The organism is Streptomyces smyrnaeus (assembly GCF_017676345.1).
In the GTDB taxonomy this organism is placed as follows: Bacteria; Actinomycetota; Actinomycetes; order Streptomycetales; family Streptomycetaceae; genus Streptomyces; species Streptomyces smyrnaeus.
In genome coordinates, this window is record NZ_JAFFZM010000001.1 from 218,114 (window position 1) to 233,256 (window position 15,143).

13 protein-coding genes and 1 pseudogene are annotated in these 15,143 nt (G+C 72.4%); 5 read left to right on the forward strand and 9 right to left on the reverse strand.

Annotated elements, in window-relative coordinates; genetic code table 11:
• Positions 1-60: 60 nt before the first annotated feature.
• Positions 61-1,641: a PTS ascorbate transporter subunit IIC gene (gene ulaA / locus JW613_RS01005; protein WP_209208770.1), complete on the reverse strand. Its 1,581-nt coding sequence runs from the start codon at positions 1,639-1,641 to the stop codon at positions 61-63.
• Positions 1,642-1,731: 90 nt separating this feature from the next.
• The gene (locus JW613_RS01010; protein ID WP_209208771.1) at positions 1,732-2,586 is read right to left on the reverse strand and encodes a PTS sugar transporter subunit IIAB; all 855 of its coding nucleotides are present in this window, start codon (positions 2,584-2,586) and stop codon (positions 1,732-1,734) included.
• Between the two features lie 233 nt (positions 2,587-2,819).
• Here JW613_RS01010 and JW613_RS01015 point away from each other — a divergent pair, with 233 nt between their 5' ends.
• On the forward strand, positions 2,820-3,968 hold the full coding sequence (locus JW613_RS01015; RefSeq protein WP_209208772.1) for a baeRF2 domain-containing protein: 1,149 nt from the start codon (positions 2,820-2,822) through the stop codon (positions 3,966-3,968).
• Positions 3,969-4,321: 353 nt separating this feature from the next.
• Here JW613_RS01015 and JW613_RS01020 read toward each other — a convergent pair.
• The 3 genes and pseudogenes from JW613_RS01020 to JW613_RS01030 all read right to left on the reverse strand — a co-directional run.
• A pseudogene (locus tag JW613_RS01020) lies at positions 4,322-5,410 on the reverse strand (MFS transporter); the annotation flags it as partial.
• Between the two features lie 434 nt (positions 5,411-5,844).
• Positions 5,845-6,387 (reverse strand): lytic polysaccharide monooxygenase auxiliary activity family 9 protein, encoded by a 543-nt coding sequence (locus JW613_RS01025; protein ID WP_209208773.1) that lies wholly within the window; start codon positions 6,385-6,387, stop codon positions 5,845-5,847.
• Between the two features lie 93 nt (positions 6,388-6,480).
• Positions 6,481-7,284 carry a polysaccharide deacetylase family protein gene (locus JW613_RS01030; protein ID WP_307865737.1) on the reverse strand — a complete coding sequence of 268 codons (804 nt, stop codon included), beginning with the start codon at positions 7,282-7,284 and terminating at the stop codon, positions 6,481-6,483.
• A gap of 213 nt (positions 7,285-7,497) precedes the next feature.
• On the opposite strand from JW613_RS01030, the gene JW613_RS01035 reads away from it, so the two are divergent.
• A complete protein-coding gene (locus tag JW613_RS01035; protein ID WP_209208775.1) occupies positions 7,498-8,403 on the forward strand; it encodes an aminoglycoside phosphotransferase family protein in 906 nt (301 codons plus the stop codon).
• A gap of 65 nt (positions 8,404-8,468) precedes the next feature.
• Here JW613_RS01035 and JW613_RS01040 read toward each other — a convergent pair whose 3' ends face one another.
• The 3 genes from JW613_RS01040 to JW613_RS01050 all read right to left on the reverse strand — a co-directional run bounded on the left by JW613_RS01040 (position 8,469) and on the right by JW613_RS01050 (position 11,493).
• On the reverse strand, positions 8,469-9,950 hold the full coding sequence (locus tag JW613_RS01040) for an FGGY-family carbohydrate kinase (protein WP_209208776.1): 1,482 nt from the start codon (positions 9,948-9,950) through the stop codon (positions 8,469-8,471).
• Positions 9,951-10,004: 54 nt separating this feature from the next.
• On the reverse strand, positions 10,005-10,745 hold the full coding sequence (locus JW613_RS01045; protein WP_209209181.1) for a DeoR/GlpR family DNA-binding transcription regulator: 741 nt from the start codon (positions 10,743-10,745) through the stop codon (positions 10,005-10,007).
• A 73-nt stretch (positions 10,746-10,818) separates the two neighbouring features.
• On the reverse strand, positions 10,819-11,493 hold the full coding sequence (locus tag JW613_RS01050; RefSeq protein WP_209208777.1) for a histidine phosphatase family protein: 675 nt from the start codon (positions 11,491-11,493) through the stop codon (positions 10,819-10,821).
• A 146-nt stretch (positions 11,494-11,639) separates the two neighbouring features.
• Here JW613_RS01050 and JW613_RS01055 point away from each other — a divergent pair, with 146 nt between their 5' ends.
• From JW613_RS01055 to JW613_RS36260, 3 genes are all read left to right on the forward strand, one after another.
• Positions 11,640-13,106, forward strand: a complete 1,467-nt coding sequence (locus JW613_RS01055; protein WP_209208778.1) for an FGGY-family carbohydrate kinase — start codon at positions 11,640-11,642, stop codon at positions 13,104-13,106.
• A gap of 94 nt (positions 13,107-13,200) precedes the next feature.
• Complete coding sequence (locus JW613_RS01060) at positions 13,201-13,716, forward strand: methylated-DNA--[protein]-cysteine S-methyltransferase (protein ID WP_209208779.1); 516 nt, start codon at positions 13,201-13,203, stop codon at positions 13,714-13,716.
• Between the two features lie 83 nt (positions 13,717-13,799).
• Positions 13,800-13,919, forward strand: a complete 120-nt coding sequence (locus tag JW613_RS36260; protein WP_280635081.1) for an LPFR motif small protein — start codon at positions 13,800-13,802, stop codon at positions 13,917-13,919.
• Positions 13,920-13,942: 23 nt separating this feature from the next.
• Here JW613_RS36260 and JW613_RS01065 read toward each other — a convergent pair whose 3' ends face one another.
• A complete protein-coding gene (locus JW613_RS01065) occupies positions 13,943-14,992 on the reverse strand; it encodes a zinc-dependent alcohol dehydrogenase (protein WP_245224760.1) in 1,050 nt (349 codons plus the stop codon).
• Between the last annotated feature and the right edge of the window lie 151 nt (positions 14,993-15,143).

Below are 15,143 nucleotides of genomic sequence, written 5' to 3' on the forward strand. Positions count from 1 at the left end.
GGGATTCTTGCAGCAGGCACTGACAACCGGGTGGGGAACACGGTGCGGCCCGGAGTCTGTTCAGTCCTCGGGCGGCGGAGGCGGCGTGGGGGCCCCGGCGGGCGGCGCCAGCTTGGCGTAGCGGCGCGGGACCGCACCCGTCGCGGCGTCCGTCGGCGAGGTCGGCGTACCGTCCCCGTCCGTCCCCGGCGGCAGCAGGACGTCGCGGCGTGCCCCGGGGTCCCAGCCGGGTTCGACGACCCGCTTCTGCACCAGGACGGCGCCCGCCAGCACCACGGCCCCGGTGGCGAGCATCAGCACGATGCCGCCCGTCGCGCCCGCCTTGCCGGCGAAGCCGATGAGGGAGCCGAACCAGCCGAAGTCGGCGTCCCCGAACGTCGTGTTCGCCTCCCCGAAGGTGCCCAGCACCTTCAGCAGCACGGCGGGCAGCAGCGTGATGAGGATGCCGTTGCAGAAGGCGCCGAGCGCGGCGCCCCGCCTGCCGCCGGTCGCGTTCCCGTAGACGCCGGCCGCGCCACCGGTGAAGAAGTGCGGCACCAGCCCGGGCAGCACCAGCGCGAGCCCGAAGGCCGGGTTGAGCACCCAGGCGAGCAGGGCGAGCGTGCACAGGCCGCCCACGAAGCTGGAGAGGAAGCCGACGAGCACCGCGTTCTGCGCGTACGGGAAGACGATGGGCGCGTCCAGCGCCGGCACGGCGCCGGGCACGACCTTCTGCGCGATCCCCTGGAAGGCCGGGACGAGCTCGCCGAGGATGGTGCGGACGCCGAAGAGGATGACGGCGACCGCGATGCCGAACTGCAGACCCTGCATGACGGCCTGCATCAGATAGTTGCCGAGGCCGGTGGCGGCTTCGCCGCTGTCGGCGGCGAACGCCTTGAAGGCCGTGGCCCGGCCGGCTTCGACGACGTGGAGAATCGCCATGATCATGTAGATGAGCAGCATGGACAGCGCCGTGGCGACCATCGAGTCGCGCAGGAAGCGCAGCCCCTCGGGCAACTTCATCTCCTCGGTGCTGCGACTGCGCTTGCCGACCAGCTGCCCCACCGCGCCGGCCGTCACATAGCCGGCCGTCCCGAAGTGGCCGATGGCGATGCTGTTGTTGCCGGTGATGCGCTTGGTCCAGGGGTGGGCGAAGGCGGGCATCGAGACGAGCAGGATGCCCAGCAGCACACCGCCGACCGTCACCACGCCCCAGCCGGACAGCCCCGCGGTCGCCAGCACCATGGTCAGCAGCGTCGCCATGAAGAGCATGTGGTGGCCCGTCAGGAAGACATAACGCAGCGGGGTGAAGCGGGCCAGCAGCAGGCCGAGCCCGAACCCGACGATCATCAGCCAGGCGACGCGGGCACCGAACTTGTCCTGTGCGATACCGACGATCGCCTCGTTGGTGGGGATCACCCCGTGCGCTCCGGTGGCGCCCTGGATCATCTCGCCCAGGGGCGCCAGCGAGCTGACGACCAGCCCCGCGCCCGCGCCGATCAGCAGAAAACCCAGCGTGGCCTTGATGGCACCGCCGACGATCTGCCCCGCCGACTTCTTCAGGGCCAGCAGACCGGCCGCCGTGATGAGACCGATGAGATACGCGGGAACGCTCAAAATCTCATTGACGAGAAACTGCGCGATCGTGACCAGCCAGTCCATGGAGCCTTCCGCTTCGTGCCGTGCTTCGGTGGTTCTTCGGGGGCCTTCGGTGAGGCCTTCGGTGGGGCGCCGGGCAGAGGTGACGCGCTCTCACACGTCGTAGGTGTCGCGCAGGGTGGCGTCCACCTCCTTCACGCTGGTGAAGTCCTCCACGACCTTCACCGGAACGCCGACGTCCCCGAGGGTCCTGGCGATCTCGCGCGAGGTGAGGATGGCCGCGGCCTCGGACGCCTTGCCCTTCGCGGAGATGGTGTCGGTGGCCTCCACCGTGATGTGCCGGTCCCAGCCCCAGCGGTCGAGGACCTGCTCCAGGGTGTTCTTGAGGAAGAGACTGGTGCCCACGCCGTTGCCGCAGACGGTGAGGATCTTCTGCACGGCCGGTCCGCTCGCCCGTGCGCCCCGCTCCCCGCCGGCCCGCTCATCGTCGGCCCGCTCCCCGGTCGGCCGCCCGCCGTCGGTGGCCTGCTGCGACTCCTGCTGTGGCTCTTCCCGCGACTCCCGCTGCGCGAGCGCCCGGTGCAGCTGCTCGGGGTCCGACGCGGTGCGCAGGGCGGCCTCGGTCTCCGGGTCGCCCAGCAGCCGGGCGAGGGCCGCCATGGCCGCCGTGTGGGCGCCGGAGTCCTCGGCCGCCAGCGCCACGACGAGGGTGACGGGATCGTTCGTCTCGTGCCCGAACGCGACCGGCTCCGCCAGCCGCACCCACGACATGCCCGTGCGGCGCACCGCGGGCGACGGGCGGGCGTGGGCGAAGGCGAAACCGGGCGCGATGACGATGTACGGCCCGTTCTCCTCGACGTTGCGGATCATCTCGTCCGTGTACGCGTCGGTAGTGACACCCCGCGTGACCAGCAGTTCGCCCGCCGCGCGGAGCGCGCCGCGCCAGTCGGCGGCGGTCACCTCCAGCCGGATCGCCTCGGGGGGCAGAAGTTCGCTCAGTGACGCCATGCCCGGATACTGACACGCCGCATCGCACGGCTGTCCGGCGGCTCCCGACTCGGGGCCGGCGGCGCCCCGCCGGCCATGGGGCCCGTGTCGACGCCGGTGGCGAGGGGTACCCGCGCGGCCTGCGGGTGGTCACGGTCGCCACGGAGCGCATCGGCGACGACACACCACTGCGCGGATACAGGCAACTGAGTCGACACAAGCACAACGCGCCCCCCAAGTAGCAGGGAGGAACCATGCGCCTCGATTCCCTCGCACCCCTACTCGACCGGAACGGGCCGTGGGCAACCGTCTACACGAGTACGGCACGGGCCACCGAGACCTCCGGTGACGAGCGCCGGCTGACGGCCCGCGCCGCGGGGGACGAGCTGGCGCGGCAGGGGGCCGACGCGTCCACCGTGGACGCCGTCCACGATCATCTGTCCGCGCTCTCCCCCCGGACCCGGCCGCAGGGCAGCGTGGTGTTCGCCGCGGACGGCGACATCGTGCTCGAACTGCCGTTGAACAAGGCTCCCGACCGCAACGAGGTCAGCTGGTCGGCGCTGCCGCACCTGGCGCCGCTGCCGGAACTCCTGGGGGAGAATCCACGCTGCCTCACGGCGCGCATCGACCGAACCGGCGCGGACTTCGAACTGGTGGACGCGCACGGCACCCACAGCGCCGGGCAGGCCACCGGCGAGGAGTGGCCCATCCACCGCAATGCCACCGGCGAGCTGTCGGAGAAGCACTTCCAGCTCCGTGTGGAGAACACCTGGGAGAGCAACGCCGGGCTGATCGCCGAGGCGATCGAACGCCGCTTCCAGGACACCGGCGCCGATGTGCTGGTCCTCAGCGGCGACCCGCGGGAGCGGCGTGCCGTCCACGAGCGGCTGCCCGAGCAGCTGCGGGCCATCGCCGTGGAGACCTCGCACGGCGGCCGTGCGGCAGGCTCCTCGTCGGAGCTCCTGGACCGGGAGACGGCACGGGCCCGCGCCGAGTTCGTCTCGCGGCACACCGCTCAGGCGCTGGACACGATGCGGGCCGCCCACATGCCCGGACCCGCTCCCGCCGGGTCGGGCACCGCCGAGACGGTGCCCGCGCTGGTGGAGGCGGCACGTGAGCACCGGGTCGACACCCTGCTGCTGCGGCCGGGCGGCCCGGACCGGGACCGCGAGGTGTGGGTGGGCGACGGTTCCGACCAGGTGGCCGTGCGCCGCTCCGAGCTGCAGTACCTCGGGGCGACCGAGCCCGCGCCCGCGCGTGCCGACGACGCGCTGCTGCGCAACGCGTTGGCGACCGACGCGGAGGTGCTGGTCGCCGACCCGCAGGAAGAGCTGCCCGTCGGTGGCCTGGGGGCGCTGCTGCGCTGGACACACGCGGACGAGCGGGCCACCGCGGTGCCGTGACGCCGCCGCTCCGGCTGCCGTGCGCCGACCCGCCGCGGCGGGGAGAAGGTGAGGTTCCGCTCGCCCTTCTCTCCGCCCGTCGTCGTGGCCTGCGGGGGGCGTCGTACGCCCCGGCCGCATAACGCCTCCGATTTGACGCTCTTCCAGGAGGCGGTGGAGGGCGCGACCTCCCAGGAACGGGAGCCGCGGTCCAGCCACCCCGACAGGAGTCCGAAGCAGGCGCCCGCCAGCGCCAGCAGGGCCCCCAGCCAGCTCGGGGAGGTGAGGCCGAAGCCGGCCGCGATGACGACGCCGCCGAGCGAGGCGCCCAGCGAGTTGGCGATGTTGAAGGCGGACTGGATGCTGGCGGAGCCGAGTTCGGGGGCGTCCCTGCCGTGGTCGAGGATGCGGGCCTGGACGCTGGGGATGGCGGCCATGCCCGCGATGCCGGTGAGGAACACATTGACGGCGACCAGGACGGTGTTCTGCGCCGTCAGCAGAAACATGCTCAGCGACAGGGCCAGTGCGAGCAGGGCGCCGCACATGGTGCGCACCGGCCAGTCGGCGAGCCGTCCACCGAGCATGGTGCCCACGGTCATTCCGGCCCCGGACAGGGCCAGCAGTGCGGTGGCCGCCGTAGGGGTGTAGCCGCTGACCTGGGTCACCAGGGGTTGGATGTAGGTGTAGAACGAGGAAGTGCCGGCGAAGCCGAACACCACCACGGCGTAGGCGAGCCACACCTGCGGTCTTTTGAATATGCCGAGTTCACCGCGGACGGTGCCTCTGCCGGGTTCCTGTTGCACGGGGATCAGGGTCGCCAGGGAGACGAGTCCCAGCAGACCGATGCCCGCCACGACGATGAACGTCCAGCGCCAGCCGACCGTCTGTCCGAGCAGGGTGCCCAGCGGCGAGCCGACGATGTTGGCCATCGGCACACCGACCAGTACCACCGAAAGGGCTCTGCCGCGTTTTTCGGGCGCGACGAGCCCGGCTGCGACAACGGCGCCGATTCCGAAGAACACACCGTGCGGAAGCCCCGCCATAAAGCGTGCCGCCAGCAGCAGTTCATGGCTCGGGACAAGGGCTGACGCTGTGTTTCCGGAAATGAACAGGCAGGTCATCGCGATCAGTATTGTCTTACGGCGGATCCGCATACCCGCGAGGGTGAGAAGCGGTGCCCCGATCACGACACCGAGTGAGTAGAAGGACACATAGCCACCCGCATCGGAGATGCTCACTCCCATGTCGGAGGCGGCCTCGGGCAGTAGACCTATCATCACGAACTCGGCCGTGCCCGCACCGAACGTTGCAATGGCCAGAGCCAGGAGGGCAAGGGGCAACGGGACCTCCTTGCAGGAGTGGGGGTTTCGGGCTGCCCGGCTCGCCTCGGCGGGCCGTTCCTTGAAAAGAAGCGTGCCGCAATACAGGATTCGAGCAAACGGTTTCCCCATAAGGCTGTCCATAATAGGAATGCAGCCTTTCCCTGAACTCCCCCTGAAATCAAGGCAGTCGAGTCGCAGAGCGAGCAAGAAGCCAGCCGTGGAACGGCGATGATTCGGCGTGTCGCCCCGGGACTCACCGATAGCCTTACGGGCAAAGAGAGTTGGCGGTGGCCAATGCGTCGGTTGTGACGCAAGAATTGCGGTTACCCGCGAGTGAATTGTCCACGGGTAACCGAATGAAGAAATAAGATCGGTGCGGGCCGCAGAAGATCGGCGACCGGCGGAAGGAGGCGCGGATCGGGCCGCACCGCGCACTCGGCCGCGCACGACCACGGCCACCCCCGAGGGGGTGGCCGTGAGCCGCCCGTCGGGCCGGGAGTGGGCCGGCCGGCGGGCGTGGAGCCACCCGGCCGGGGGGAGGTGGAGTCACCCCGGCCGGGAGGCGGGTGGCCGCGTCAGCCGCCGATGTTGACGTCGACGCAGGCGTAGAAGGCGTTGGCCGTGTCCGCGACGTTCCACACCGCGAGCACCTTCTGCTTGCCGGTGAATCCTTGGAAGTTGACGTTGTGCGAGACGTACTCCGGAGGCTTGGCGCCCCCGTCGTCGAACTCGGCGATCTTCGTGTTGCCGATGAAGTACTGCCAGGTGGAGGTGCGGTGCTGGGCCGTCAGCTTCCAGTTGAAGGTGGCCGAGCGGCCGACGTTGGTGACCTGCCACCCCTTGTTGTCGTCGCGCAGTTCGGCGAAGCGCGAGTTGCCGCCGGCGCAGTCCTTGAGCCCCTTGGGGCCCTCGACGCTCTGCGGTTCCCACTTGATCTGGCCGCAGGAGACGACTCCGGTGGCGCACTGGGCCTGGCGGCTCGCGGGGTTGGTGACCCAGCCGTGCGCGTCGGCAGGGGTCGCCGTGAGGCCCAGGACCAGGACGGGTGCGAGGCCGGCGCCGGTCAGTGCCGCCAACTTCCGTCTGCTGTGCTGCTTCTGACGCGTCGTTCGGTGCATCTCAGCTCCTTCGGTGGGGGGAGAGCACACAGTGGGGATTGGTCTAGACTTTAACCACTGACCGTGGCCGGTCAACCCTTCGGAACGCTGCGATCAGGCCTTCGGGAAGCTGAAGCTGTACCCCTGTTTCTTCAGCCACGGCAGCAACTGCTGTAGCGCCTGATAGGACTCGGAGCGGTCACCGCCACCGTCGTGGAACAGGAGCACCGCCCCGTCCTCGACCTGTTCCTTGGCGTGCCGGACTATCGCCTCCGTACCGGGCAGCTGCCAGTCCCCCGGGTCGACGATCCAGCCGAGCGGCCGCATGCCGTGCTCGGCCGCGATCCGGCGGCTGGCCGGGGTGAAGGCCCCGCCCGGGGCGCGGTAGTAGTGGACGCGCGCACCGCCGGACGCCTTGTCGATCATGCGCTTGGCACCGAGTATCTGCTGCTTCTGGTAGGCCACCGACTTGTGGTCCATACCCGTGTCGTGGTCGACCGAGTGGTCGCACAGCCGGTGCCCCTCGGCGACGATCCGCTTGACGAGCTTCGGATAGCGCTCCGCGTTCGGGCCTATCAGACAGAAGGTCGCCTTGATGTGGTAACGGCGCAGCAGATCCAGCGTCTTGGGCGTCCACTCCGGGTGCGGACCGTCGTCCAGGGTGAGCGAGACCGAGCGGCCGCCGGCGACCGTGTGGTGGCTTATCGACCGGCTGACCTTCCGGGGCGCCTTCGGCTTCGCCGGCTTCGCGTGGGACGGCCTGTGGGCGGGAGCCGCGGCCTGCTGCTGCACACGCGCCGCCCGCACGCTCTGCTCCCAGCCCGGGTGCCGGCCGGAGGCGGCGGCCCCCGCACTCGTGCCGACGAACGCCGTCAGCAGACCGACCGCGACCGTTCCCGCCGCGGCGACTGTCGCCACGGTCCCCGGCCTGCTGCCCCGCTTGCTGTGCACTACTGCTCCCAACTGCCCGTTTTCACCGAACTTGTCAATGATGCAGACCTCTCGGCGGGATCATCGGTTGCGTCGCGGAGATGAGAGATACGCCGCATTTGAGGCGGGGCTGTGCGGCGACGGACGGGGCACCCTGACAGCCTGGTGGAAGATCGGCCAAGAGCAGGGAGAGCACAGGCGATGGCGAGCAGCGTGGCATTCACCGAGGATCTGGCGCGGGAGGTGCTGGCCGCGGCGACAGGCGGCCCCGGCGGTACGGCGGAACTGCTGTCCCTCGGCGAGAACGCCGTCTTCGCCCTGGGCGGGACCGTCGTACGCATCGGCCGGGACCCGGGACTGCTGGCGCGCGCCGAGCACGAACTGCGGGTGGCGACCTGGCTGGAGCGCGAGGGCGTGCCCGCGGTCCGCGCCGCCGAACCACGGGCCCGGCTCGTCGGGGACCACCCGGTCTCCTTCTGGCAGCGGCTCCCCGCCGCGGTGCGCCCCGCGGGCGCCGCCGACCTGGCCGGGCTGCTGCGGCTCGTCCACGCGCTGGAGGAGCCCGAGTTCACCTCCGCGGATTCTTCGGGCACGGGGTGCCCGCTGCCCGCGCGGGAGCTGCTGAGCGGGATCGAGCGGTGGCTGCGGCTGGCCGGGGACGCGGTGCCGCGCGAGGACGCCGCCTTTCTGCGGGCGCGCCGGGACGACATCCTCGCCGCACTGCCCGGACTCGTCCCTCATCTGCGGCCGGGGCCGGTGCACGGGGACGCGCTCCCCCGGAACGTCCACGTCACCCCGCAGGGACCGCTGCTGGTGGACCTGGAGACGTTCTCCTCGGATCTGCGGGAACACGATCTTGTCGTGATGGCGCTCAGCCTGGACCGCTACGGACTGCCGGAGCAGGAGTACGAGGCGTTCTGCTCCACCTACGGCTGGGACGTGCGCGAGTGGGAGGGGTGCGCGGTGCTCCGGGGAGCGCGCGAGACGGCAAGCTGCGCGTGGGTTGCGCAACACGCGCCGGGCAACCCGGCGGCACGCGCCGAGTTCCAGCGGCGGGTGGCCTCACTGCGCGAGTCGGATCCCACGGTGCGCTGGCACCCCTTCTGAGGCAGACCGGTACGAGGACAGCCGGTGGGAGGACAGCCGGTGGGACCGCGGCCGGTACGCCCCCCTCACAGCCAGCCCCGGTCGGCCAGCTCCTCGGTGAAGCGGGCGTAGGACTCGTCCAGGGCCGCCTTCTGCCGGGGGTCCGGTTCGACGAGCCGGCCCTCCCCCGTCATGGCGGCGGCGGCCTTCTCCAGCGTGGGGTACAGGGTTCCGGTAGCGGCCAGCAGTGCGGCACCGAAGGCGGTTTCCGCCCGGTCCGCCACGCGCAGGGGCATATCCAGCACGGTGGCCCTGATACGGGTCCACAGCGGGCTGCGGCTGCCGCCGCCCGCCGCGTACAGCGGAGCCGTGACCGGCACGCCGAGCGCCGCGATCCGCTCCAGGGCGAGCCGTTCCAGGAAGGCGACGCCCTCCAGATCCGCGCGGTGCCGGTCGGCGTCGTCGGCCGGCGTGCCGAGGGTGAAGCCACGGGCCGGGCCCGCCACGAACGGGAAGCGTTCGCCCTCCCGGCGCAGCGGATAGCTCACGCAGGTGGCCGGACCACGGGCGGCGGCTGCCTCGTCCAGCGCGGGCAGCCGCTCGGCGGACCGGTGGGCGAGGGCTTCGCCGCCGGTGTTGGAGGCGCCGCCCGGCAGCCACCAGCCGTCCGGGTGCCGGTGGCTGTAGAGGGCACCGGCCGGATCGGTGACCAGGTCGCGGGTGACGCCCTTGAGGACGTAGGTGGTGCCGAGGACACCCACGAACTGGCCGGGTGCCACCGCGCCGGTGGCGAGCTGGCCGGCGCAGCCGTCCGTCATACCGAGCCGCACCTCGCAGCCGACCGGCAGCCCCGTCTCGGCCGCCGCCTCGGCGCAGACGCTGCCGGCCGCGGTGCCCGGCGGCTGTACGGGCGGCAGCCAGTGCGGCGGGATGCCCAGCGCGTCGAGGACCTCGCCGGGCCACTCCCCGCTGCGCGGGTCGTAGCCGGTCTTGAGCGCGTGGCTCCAGTCGGCGGCGACCGGTGTCCCGGTGAGGTGGCGGCCGAGCAGTTCGGGGGTGTGGACGATCCGCGCGGCGCCGGGGAAGTCGGCCGCGTGCCGTGCGTACCAGGCGACCCGGCCCAGCGCGGCGGTGGGACCGACGGTGAGGCCGAGCGCCCGCCAGCGGGCGGCGCCCGCGCGCTGCGCCTCGGCGTTGTGGTCCGCGGCCCTGCGGTCGTCGTACATCAGCGCGGGGCCCAGCGGCCGGCCGGCCGCGTCGGTCGGCACCAGGGTGCCGGAGGTGGCGGAGACGGCCACGGCGGTCACCTCGGCGCCTCGGGCGGGCAGCGCAGCGGTGGCCTGGCGCAGTGCCTCGGCCGTGGCGGGCCACCAGCGGGTGGCGTCCTGCTCGCTGCGGCCGCCCCCGTCGCGGACCGGCTGCGGCAGCGGGGCCCGGCCCTGGGCGCGCACCGTGCCCCGGGCGTCCACGCACAGGACGCGGACGGCCGCCGTGGCGACGTCGATCCCGGCGACGAGCGGGGTGGGAGCGGAAGGCGAGGGTCCGGGCGTGGGGGCTGGGCTGTGCATGGCGTCCCTTTCAGTCACGATGTTAAATTCACACCTGCCGTGTGAAAGCGAGGGTCAGCCGTCGACCTCCGCGACCCGTACGTCGGTGTGCTCGCGCAGCTCGGCCACCAGGGCGCCGTCCACGCCGTCGTCCACCACGACGTGATCGAAGTCGGCGACCGGGCACAGCCGGTGCAAGGCCGTGCGGGCGACCTTGGAGTGATCCATCAGCAGCGCCGTGCGCGCCCCGGAGGCGAGCATGGCGCGCTTGACGAGCACCACGTCCTGCTCCTGGTGGAAGGTCATGTGCCCGTTCATCGCGGACGTGCTCACCAGCACCAGGTCCACCGACATCGCCTCGATGGCCTCCACGCAGGGCACCCCGAGGAACGAGTCGTGGGTGTGCGAGTACTCGCCGCCCAGCGCGATCAGCCGGACCTCCTCGCACCCGGCGAACACGTCCAGCACGCGGCGCGCGTTGGTCAGCACGGTCAGCGGTCTGCGCTCGCGCAGCAGTACGGCCAGCGCCAGCACGGAGGTGGAGTCGTCCAGCATCACCGACATGCCCGGCTCCACCAGTTCGGCGGCGGCCCGCGCCACCGCCTCCTTCTGCGCCACATGGACGCCGAGCCGGTAGTCGAGATTGCTCTCGAAGACGCTGGTGGGCAGCGCGGAGACACCGCCGCGGAAACGCCGCAGGACACCGCGCCGGGCCAGCGCCTCCAGGTCGCGGTGGACGGTCATCACACTGACGCCCATCACCTCGGCGAGCCGGCTGACGGTCACCGTCCCGTGCTGGACGACATGCTCCGCCATCCGCTGTCTGCGGTTCTCCTGGGAGCGGGCGGAGCCCGTGGGCGGTCCCGGGTTCGTCACGGCCGCGCCCCGCTCAGCCGGCGGCCGTGGGGGCCGAGAGCGGCGCCCGGCCGGCCATGGCGGCGTCGGTGGCCGTCGGCACGTTCAGCGAGCGCAGGGCCGTCCGGTCGCCGCTCACCTCGATCTCGGTGACCGCCGCGTTCTCCAGCCGGGGCAGAACGAGCCGGTAGCGGCCGACGGGGATGCCCAGCATCGCGCACAGGGCGATACGGAAGGCGGTGTTGTGGGCGACCACCAGAACCGTCTGGCCGTCGTGCGCCGCCGCCACCTCGCGCAGCGCGCCGCACACCCGCGGCGCGACGGCGGTCGGGGGCTCGGAGCCGGGGAAGGCGCCGGTCTGGGCGTCCTCGCGGAAGGCCTGCACCGCCTCCGGGTCGTCGGCGGCCATCTCCGCGATGGTGCGGCCCTCGCCCCAGCCGAAGTCGACCTCGCGCAGCCCCTCGTGCACCTCGGGCACCAGGCCGAGCGCCCGCGCCGCGGGGCGGGCGGTGGACCGCGCCCGCTCCAGCGGGGAGCTGACGACGGCGCCGATGGGCTGCTGCCGGGAGCGCGCCACGGCCCACTCCCCCAGCCGCTCGGCCTGCCACAGCCCGGCGTCGGTCAGCGCGATGTCGGAGATTCCGGCGTACCGGTTCTCCGCGTGCCAGACGGTCTGGCCGTGCCGTACGAGCAGGAGCCGGGCGGTCATACGTCCTCCAGGACTTCGGTGCGGCGGGCGGGTGCGGCGCGGCGCACACTCCCAGCCCATTGGGCTTCTTCACGTGGAGCGCTATAAATATAACAATCTCGATGTGGAGAGCAGTGCGAACTGCCGGGACTGGAAGGCGAACGGCCATGACTGAAACCGCTGGGGCGATCATCGGTGTCGACATCGGCACCTCCGTCACCAAAGCCGTCGCCTTCGCCCGCGACGGCGGCCGCCTGCACGCGGCCGCGCGCCGCTCCACACTGCTGCGCGAGCCCGGCGGCATCGTCGAGCAGGACCTGGAAGAGGTGCTGGCCGGGGTCGCCGAAGTCGTCAGGGAAGTCGGCGCCGCTCTTCCCGGGCCGCCCGCCGCGCTCGCCCTGACCGGCCAGGGCGACGGGCTGTGGCTGCGGGACGCGGAAGGCCGGGCCGTACGGCGCATGATCTCCTGGATGGACGGGCGGGCGGCGGCGCTGGTCGGCCGCTGGCAGCGGGACGGCACCGTGGGCGAGATCTTCCGGCACACCGGATCGGGCATGTTCCCCGGCTGTCACGCGCCGCTGCTGGCGTGGCTGCGCGAACACGAGCCCGAGGCGCTGGAGCGCGCCGCGGTGGCGGGCTACTGCGTCGACGCCATAGCCCAGCGGCTGACCGGCACGGTCAGCGTGGACGCCTCCGACGCCACCCTGCCCTTCCTCGATCCGGCCACCCGCCGCTACTCCCCCACCGCGCTGGCCGCCTGCGGCGTCGAAGACGTGGCCCATCTGCTGCCCGAGCCCGCCGCGCCGCATGCCGTGCTGGCCCTGGACCGGGAAGGCGCCGCGCTGCTCGGCCTGCCCGCCGGGCTGCCGGTCACCTCCGGTCCCTACGATCTGCCCGCCTGCGCCATCGGCAGCGGCGTACGGGAGATCGGTGACGGTCTGCTGACGGTGGGCACCACGCTGGCGTGCCAGGTGCTCACCGACCGCACGGACCGGGACCCGGACGGCGAACCCGCCGGGATGTGGCTGTGCACACCCAGCAGCGACCGCTGGCTGCGCGCGCTGCCGGCGATGGTCGGCACGGCCGGGATCGACTGGGCGCTCGGCACGGTCGGCGCCTCCACCGACGATCTGGAGGCGCTGTTGGACAAGAGCCCCGCCGGAGCCCGCGGGGTGGTGGCGCTGCCGTTCCTGTCCGAGGCCGGCGAGCGGGCGCCGTTCGTCGCGCCCGGCGCGCGGGCCTCGTTCGAGGGCATGTCGCTGGCGCACGACCGCGCCGACCTGGTGCGGGCCATGTGCGAGGCGGTCGGCTACGCGGCGCGGCACTGCCTGGAGGCCGCGGGCCTGTCCCGGACACTGGCCGCGTGCGGCGGTGGCACCCGCTCCCAGGGCTGGATGCGGGCCTTCGCCGGCATCCTCGGCCGTCCGGTGCGGGTACCGGTCGAGACGGAGGTCGGGGCCAAGGGGGCGGCCGTCGTGGCCCGCACCGCGCTGGGCGACCCGGTGGACGAGGAGCAGTGGCACACCGGATACCGGCTGGTGGAGCCGGACGAGAACGACCGGGCCGGGTACGAGCGCGGCTACGCCCGGTACCGCGAGCGGGTGGCGGCGGCACGGGCCCGCTGGGAGGGCTGACCCGGGCCGCGCCCCCGGACCCCGATGTCGTTTTTCCGCCAGTGCTGTGCCCGGCGGGCGGCGAGACTGAGGGGGAACGGAGAAGGGACGCGCCATGTACCGCACGCACACCGTCATCGACAGCCCCGTCGGCCCGCTGACCCTCGTCGCCACCGACGGGACGCTGTCGGCCGTCTATATGGACCAGCAGCGGCACCGTCCGGCGCCGGAGACGTTCGGCACCAGCGACCCGAGCGCCTTCGGCGAGGTGACGGAGCAGCTGGGCGAGTACTTCGCGGGGGAACGCACCCGGTTCACGCTGACGCTCGCACCGCAGGGCACCGGCTTCCAGCGCACCGTGTGGAACGCGCTGTGCGACATCCCCTACGGCGAGACCCGTTCCTACGGGCAGCTCGCCGAACTGATCGGCAGGCCGGGCGCCGCGCGCGCCGTCGGACTGGCCAACGGGCGGAACCCGATCAGCATCGTCATCCCCTGCCACCGGGTCATCGGCTCCACCGGGCAGCTGACCGGATACGGCGGCGGCATCGAACGCAAGCGGCATCTCCTCGACTTCGAGCGGGGCGCCCTCGTGCCGCAGGGAGGCGGTGGCGGGGCCACCTTGTGGTGACGCCGGGGAAAAGGGAGTTTGTCTCCGGCCGCGGCGGCCACCCGTGAGGCGGACAGACACCGCGTCGCGCCAAGGAGGACACCATGCTCCGCGCTATCGCCGATGTGCTGCGCGCAATAGGCGGCGCCATCGCCACTGTCGTCACGCTGCCCTTCCGGGCAGTGGCCCGGCTCTTCTCCGGAGCCTCCCGCTCGGCACACTGAGCGAGCGGGCAGTGGAGCGGACCTCACCCGCCGAAGGTCAGCAGGATCTTCGGCGGTCCGCTTCTGCCCTGCTCCAGCAGGGCGAAGGCCGCTCCCACGGACTCGGCGGACAGCGCCGGGAAGACCTCGGCGACAAGCGGGTCAGCGTCCAGGACGCCCTGCTCGAAGAGCGCGACGGTGCGGTCGTAGTGGGAGATGCCGTGCTGGATGCCGAGCACGTCCACGCCCTGCAGGGACAGTTCGCCGGGCACGAAGGAGACCGGTTCCCTGGCGACCCCGACGAGGGCGACGCGGCCACCCCGTTCGGCCATCCGCAGCGCCCCGGTGAAGGCCGAGGCCGCGCCGGACGCCTCCACCACGAGGGAGTAGGCGCCCTGCGGGGCCTCGTCGGCGTGGTGGGCCGCGTCGGCGCCGCAGCGCAGGGCCAGATCGAGGCCCGGCCGGTCGATGCCGATGGCGTGCACCTTGGCGGCGTGCCGGTGCGCGAACTGCACCGCCAGCAGGCCCATGGTGCCGGTGCCGATGACGGCCACCTGGTCGTCGAACCGCAGCCGTGCCCGCTCGAAAGCCTCCACCACCGAGACGGCCGGCTCGATCAGCGCACCCGCCGCCTCGGGCAGCCCGTCCGGCAGCGGGGTGAGGGCGTGCGTGGGCACCCGCACATAGTCGGCGGCGCCGCCCTGCAACCCGTACAGCCCGATCTCGCGCAGCGCGGTGCACATCTGGGCGCGGCCCGCGTGGCATTGGGCGCAGTGGCCGCACGGCACCATCGTGCGGCCTACGACGAGTGAGCCGACGGCCGGGGCGTGGGCCGGGGGCTCGTCGGCATAGGCGGCGACTTCTCCGTACCACTCGTGCCCGAAGACGTGCGGGAAGGTGATGCGGCCGTCCTGCAGGAACGCCGACGTACCGTGCAGGATCTCCAGGTCGGTGCCGCAGATCCCGACGTGCCGGGTGCGCACCAACACGGTGCCCGGCTCCGGCTCGGGCACCGGGACGGTGGCCAGATCGGTCTGTCCGATACCGGTGATGCGGGCGGCACGCATCGTGCCACCGGGCCAGTTCCCCTTCAACGGGTTTCCTTTCGCGAGGGGCGCGGTGCGGTCGGTGCTCCTGATCCGCCGCTTCCGATCACCACTGGATCATGGCACGGGGCTCGTACGGCACCTCACGAGGGTGCACGGTCCCGGTGATGCCACGGGCCGCCAGGTGGGCGGGGTCCTC

Coding starts and splice junctions, on each gene's coding strand:
- JW613_RS01050 (WP_209208777.1), bottom strand. CDS start 11,493: ATGACCGCCCGGCTCCTGCTCGTACGGCACGGCCAGACCGTCTGGCAC.
- JW613_RS01040 (WP_209208776.1), bottom strand. CDS start 9,950: ATGCACAGCCCAGCCCCCACGCCCGGACCCTCGCCTTCCGCTCCCACC.
- ulaA (WP_209208770.1), bottom strand. CDS start 1,641: ATGGACTGGCTGGTCACGATCGCGCAGTTTCTCGTCAATGAGATTTTG.
- JW613_RS01010 (WP_209208771.1), bottom strand. CDS start 2,586: ATGGCGTCACTGAGCGAACTTCTGCCCCCCGAGGCGATCCGGCTGGAG.
- JW613_RS01015 (WP_209208772.1), top strand. CDS start 2,820: ATGCGCCTCGATTCCCTCGCACCCCTACTCGACCGGAACGGGCCGTGG.
- JW613_RS01025 (WP_209208773.1), bottom strand. CDS start 6,387: ATGCACCGAACGACGCGTCAGAAGCAGCACAGCAGACGGAAGTTGGCG.
- JW613_RS01055 (WP_209208778.1), top strand. CDS start 11,640: ATGACTGAAACCGCTGGGGCGATCATCGGTGTCGACATCGGCACCTCC.
- JW613_RS36260 (WP_280635081.1), top strand. CDS start 13,800: ATGCTCCGCGCTATCGCCGATGTGCTGCGCGCAATAGGCGGCGCCATC.
- JW613_RS01060 (WP_209208779.1), top strand. CDS start 13,201: ATGTACCGCACGCACACCGTCATCGACAGCCCCGTCGGCCCGCTGACC.
- JW613_RS01035 (WP_209208775.1), top strand. CDS start 7,498: ATGGCGAGCAGCGTGGCATTCACCGAGGATCTGGCGCGGGAGGTGCTG.
- JW613_RS01045 (WP_209209181.1), bottom strand. CDS start 10,745: ATGGCGGAGCATGTCGTCCAGCACGGGACGGTGACCGTCAGCCGGCTC.